This is a genomic window from Methanocalculus sp. (genome assembly GCF_029762515.1).
Lineage (GTDB): Archaea > Halobacteriota > Methanomicrobia > Methanomicrobiales > Methanocorpusculaceae > Methanocalculus.
In genome coordinates this window covers 1-4,666 of sequence record NZ_JARVGN010000172.1, presented here as the reverse complement: position 1 = coordinate 4,666, position 4,666 = coordinate 1, and the positions used below count along the sequence as shown (strand labels likewise).

At 54.0% G+C, this 4,666-nt stretch carries 3 protein-coding genes; all 3 read right to left on the bottom strand.

Going from position 1 to position 4,666, the window contains the following annotated elements; all coding sequences use genetic code 11:
- Nucleotides 1–289 precede the first annotated feature (289 nt).
- Complete coding sequence (locus QCH34_RS07160; RefSeq protein ID WP_300332267.1) at nucleotides 290–2,356, bottom strand: histidine kinase N-terminal 7TM domain-containing protein; 2,067 nt, start codon at nucleotides 2,354–2,356, stop codon at nucleotides 290–292.
- Nucleotides 2,357–2,473: 117 nt separating this feature from the next.
- On the bottom strand, nucleotides 2,474–3,574 hold the full coding sequence (locus tag QCH34_RS07155; protein ID WP_300332265.1) for an ATP-binding protein: 1,101 nt from the start codon (nucleotides 3,572–3,574) through the stop codon (nucleotides 2,474–2,476).
- Between the two features lie 646 nt (nucleotides 3,575–4,220).
- The coding region (locus QCH34_RS07150) for a hypothetical protein (protein ID WP_300332263.1) at nucleotides 4,221–4,666 on the bottom strand (446 nt) is incomplete at its 5' end.

Below are 4,666 nucleotides of genomic sequence, written 5' to 3'. Positions count from 1 at the left end.
TGCATGCCCGAAGCGAACGGATGATATCGGAATCCAGGTTCGCCGAATTGATCGGAGATGACGAGTTAGAGGGTACTGACTGGATTTGTTCAGGGGAGGTAAACACGAGAGCGGGGGAGATGTGTGGGTGAGAAGAGAAAACGCTGGCTTCCGCGGAAAGAGTGTGAGAAGCGGATAGTGTCCTGGGAGGGGATGGAATGAGCCGGGAGCTAAATCAGATTAATATTATTCTCTCTCGATATCCATCCCTTCTCACTTAATTCAGAGATTCTGATGGAGTATCTGATGGTTATTCCCGCCGGTACCCATCCCGTGGCACCAGGATCTCAAACCGTGCCCCCTCTCCATATACCCCGGTCTCGGTGATGGTAATCCCGGTGATCGCAAGGATCTCCCGGATGATGAAGAGCCCGAATCCTGTGTTCTTCCCAAAGCCCCTCATGAATATCTGCTCCTTATCGCCATCGGGGATCCCGGGGCCGTTATCCTGCCAGCTGATCAAGAGGGCGCTATCAAGGGGGGTGCAGCCGATTGTCACGGTGGTTGCCCCCTCTGCATGCCGGATGGTATTGTCCATTAAGTTGTAAAAGACCTTCTCGATCATCGGATCGCAATAGATCGAGTATCCCACGCAGTCGCAGGCAACAGCGATATCTCCGCTCCTGTTCATCTCTAACAGATTGTGTACCGGGAGCCAGATCGGCTCTTTCACCCCGAGCTGTTCGTACTCGCGGGTGAAGGCGATCTGCTTCTCGATCACATCGGCTGCATCGTGCACCCTGCCGAGATGCCGGGTGAGTTGGGGATCGTCGCTCAGATCTCCGGCAAAATCGAGGAATCCCTGGATCACCATGATCTGGTTTAGAATGTCGTGCCGGGTGATGCTGGAGAGGAGCTGGAGCTTCTTATTGGCAAGCCGCAATGCCTCTTCTCCCTGTTTTCTTGTGGAAACATCTGTGTGGGTTCCAAGAGCCCGAACCGGTCTTCCTTCCAGATCCCGCTCAACGATCATCCCGCGGGTGAGGAGCCAGGTAACTCCTCCATCTTTTCTGAGTGCCCGAAACTCCAGTTCATAGGTATCACCTGTGCTGATCTGGCGCCTTATTTCAGCATCAATGAACTTCCTCTCTTCCGGGTGGATAAGTGAGAGGAATGATTCATATGATCCTTCGAATTCTCCCGGCTCGTATCCGAGCATTGTATAGTAGACCGGACTGAAAAATGTCTTCCCGGTGCGGATATCCCACTCCCATATCCCATCGTTTATCGCGTTGATCGTGCGTTTATAGAGATCATTGACCTCGATGAGGTCCATCTCGGCCTTCCGCTCCCGTGTTATGTCCTGCAGAAGGATCAGCCTGCCCTCCGTCTCACCGGAGGGGCTTGTGAGGAGATCCACTGTCCCGGTATAGAAGCATACTCCGGTATCTGTCTCTCTCTGGAGGCTTGCTGTTGCCTTCTCTTCTTTTGTGGAGAGCTCAAGAAACTCCGGCCAGCTGCCAGCCGCCTCGTCTATCCGGATGCTTCTGGTTGGTCCTGTATTCAGTGAAAAGTATGCGGCGGCGGCTGGATTTGCATCGATGATATACCCATCCCTGTCAAGGACGAGCATCAGCTGGCTCATCCTGTCGATGAGGTGGCTCCGGGCGACCGGGATGATATCGAGGAACCGGTACCGGAAGAGTGCAATCGTGAAGAGGAATGCACTAATCCAGAAGAGCGGTGCGGACATGTTGATTCCCGGAACAGGAGTGATCCCGAGGACGAAGAGGTAGGTGATGACGCTTGGTATGATGAGAGCCGCAAAGAGGAGGATCGTCTGTATCTCAATGAGGGTATGCCTCTTCCGGCTCTCGTAAAAGAGGATTGCATAGCCTGCGATCAGGAGTGCGAGCGAGAACCCGGAATAGAGATGGAAGAATGCAGATTCTGTATACCCGAGGACGGGAACCGGGCCGGCAGGATCCAGTGAGAAGTTATACCGAAAGAGGGTGTGCCAGGGGCTCGTCAGGGCAAGGATCGTGGCAGCCACCGGAATGGCGAGGACGGCAAGTGCAATTCCTCTCCTGATCCATTCGGTCTTCCTGACGTACTCGAGGATAAGCCATATCTGGAGAACTGCGATATACGGCAGGAAGAGGAAACGGAGGTTATGAAAGAGAATTTTGTACTGGAGGGTCTCTGAGAGGAGCTCGAGTGTATTTACAGATGCAAATCCGGTTGCTGCGATCATCAGGAGGGTATAGGGGAGTGCTATCCGGATTCCCGGAATGAGCCTGCTTCCATAGAGTGCCAGGGCAGCTGTACTGATCGCAGAGAAGATGAGCATCCAGATGATGAGCGAATGGGTTTCCATGGTCAGATCTCCCCGTTTCTACGTAGGTTATGGGGTATCGGCGTATATAAATACTCATATTGCTGAAAAAAGCTAAAATCGCCATTTCCTCACATCTGCTGGTGATTGTGGATGCTGCTACTCATAATTCCCGAGGATGTTCCGGGCAATCCATATCCGGAAGACAGAGTCGAGTATGCCATACCTCCCCTCGCCGGGCTTGTCGATGGTCATGGTATTGGTGAGATCTCTCATCGAGGCGGTGAGCGAGGATGATTGCGTCTCCATATCTGCCGCTATCTCTTTCAGCCTGCGGGTCTTTGCGGCAGAGAGGTATTTCAGGATATCCTGCTGCTGCCTGCTGAACTTGCAGGAGTACCGTGATTCAAACTCGCTGTCGAACTCATCAAGCATGGAGGAGAATGCGAGTTCTGTGTCGTCTGAAGTGACCGTATCCTTCCCTTCGAGGATTGTTTGCTGGTACAGTAAGAATCCCATCTTCTGGAAATAGAATGGGAATCCGTCAGTGTAGCTGTAGAGGGTATGAAGGGCATCGCCAGTGATTGTGATCTTCTGCATCAGGAGCCGGGAGCGGATGTACCTGCTGACTGTCTCCTCTCCGATCGGCTCGAGCCGGACTTTTGCTGCCATCAGGTAGAGGGGCGAGTCCGGCTTCAGGAAGACCTTGTTCAGGAGTGCAACTGAAGATCCTGAGAAGATGTACCGCACATCCGGCCGGCTGTCCATATGGGTCTTGAAGAGGCTGAAGATCGCGGGATTGAATCTGCTCAGCTCCTGGAACTCGTCAAAGGCGATTATGATCTGCTCTTTGCTCTCATCTGCCAGGTTTCCGATGAATGCAAAGGTCTCTTCGATCAGCTCGGATTCGCTCACCTCGCTCTCCCGGAAACGGAGGTATATCTCTCCGATATGCTCGATACTGCCTCCAATCTCCGCAATCGAACGGGTGGCACGGGTGATTGTTGCCTTGAAGATATCAGAGAACTTCCGTGCAAGCCCCTTTGCCCGGTGCTTATCCTCATAGGCTTCCACCATTGCCCGTGAGGTGATCCTGAAGAAGTCGGCCGGGTGGGTGATCATCCGGCAGTTCACCTGGACGAAGAGGACCTCGCCCCCGATGCTCGTCCTGAGATTTTTGAGGAGCGAGGTCTTCCCGATCCGGCGTGGGCCGATGATGACGTTATGCTGTGCCCGGGAGAGGAGATCGAGCCTGATCATCCCTGCCGATGAAGTAGGGGGGCTCGACCTCGCCCCCGACGATGAATATCTGTTCGGCCATGTGATCTGATCCTTGGTTTTGGTGGGGATTTCCGCTGGTGATTTGCTGGCGGTTGGTGTATCTGTTTTTCACGATAGTGGATTCTGGCGATTGAGGGATTTGGGGGTACATGTGGGGTAACTTGTTGAGTACTTGTGGGCTGTTCCTCCCTTTTGGCGGTGTTCCGAGGGGAGTGAATGTGATTTCAATTGTTTCCACGGTGTCGGGGGAATTGGAGAGGGAGGGGAATTTAGCGGATCAACTTACGGGGTACTTGTGGGGTACTTGTGGGGTACTTGTGGGGTGTTCATCCTGTCTGGTAGTGATGAAATGGCGGTTTAGGTGAGCTCAATTCTCTCTAAAATGTCGAAATAATTGGAGAAGGGGGGATACTCTTACCGGCTCAGCCTGCGGGGTACTTGCGGGGTGAAAAACCGGAATCGGAAATGCCAAAATATCGCTCCGAAATGCCCCTGCAACAAGGATTTCATTTTGATTTTGAAATAATGGGTAAATGGGGTGGAAAAGTGTTTGAAGTGAAACTACCCGGCAACGAAAACCGATATTCTTCGTAATTCCCACTGCTCCCCTTCATCATTCCCCCCCTCACACCACCTCCCCAATCCCCGGCAGGTGCCGGTACACCGCCTCCCTGACCTCGGCCGGCGGCCGGCCGGTGCGGGTGGCGATGGCGGCGATTCTGTGGTTGATGATGCTGATGGGATCAGATCCCTCAAGGTGGAGGCTCCGGGCCCAGGCACGGTAGCGGGCGGCCGCCTTCCTTATGTTCTCCGGATCTGCACCTAATTCGCCTGCTGCACCTACACTCGCACCACCCCATTCGCCCGTGATGTCGGCAAACTCGCGGCTGATTTCATCCCGGAGCTGGGTTTCCTGCTGGTCTCTCCGGGCGTTCCTTTGCTCGGCTGCCGCCTGGAAAGTGGTGTTCGCCTGCCTGAGCTCCTGCTCGATGGCTGCAATCTCGGCCCTGACGCGGTCAAGATCCTGCTGTATCAGGGCGTACCGGATGCCGGCCATCTTCCCGGCCATAG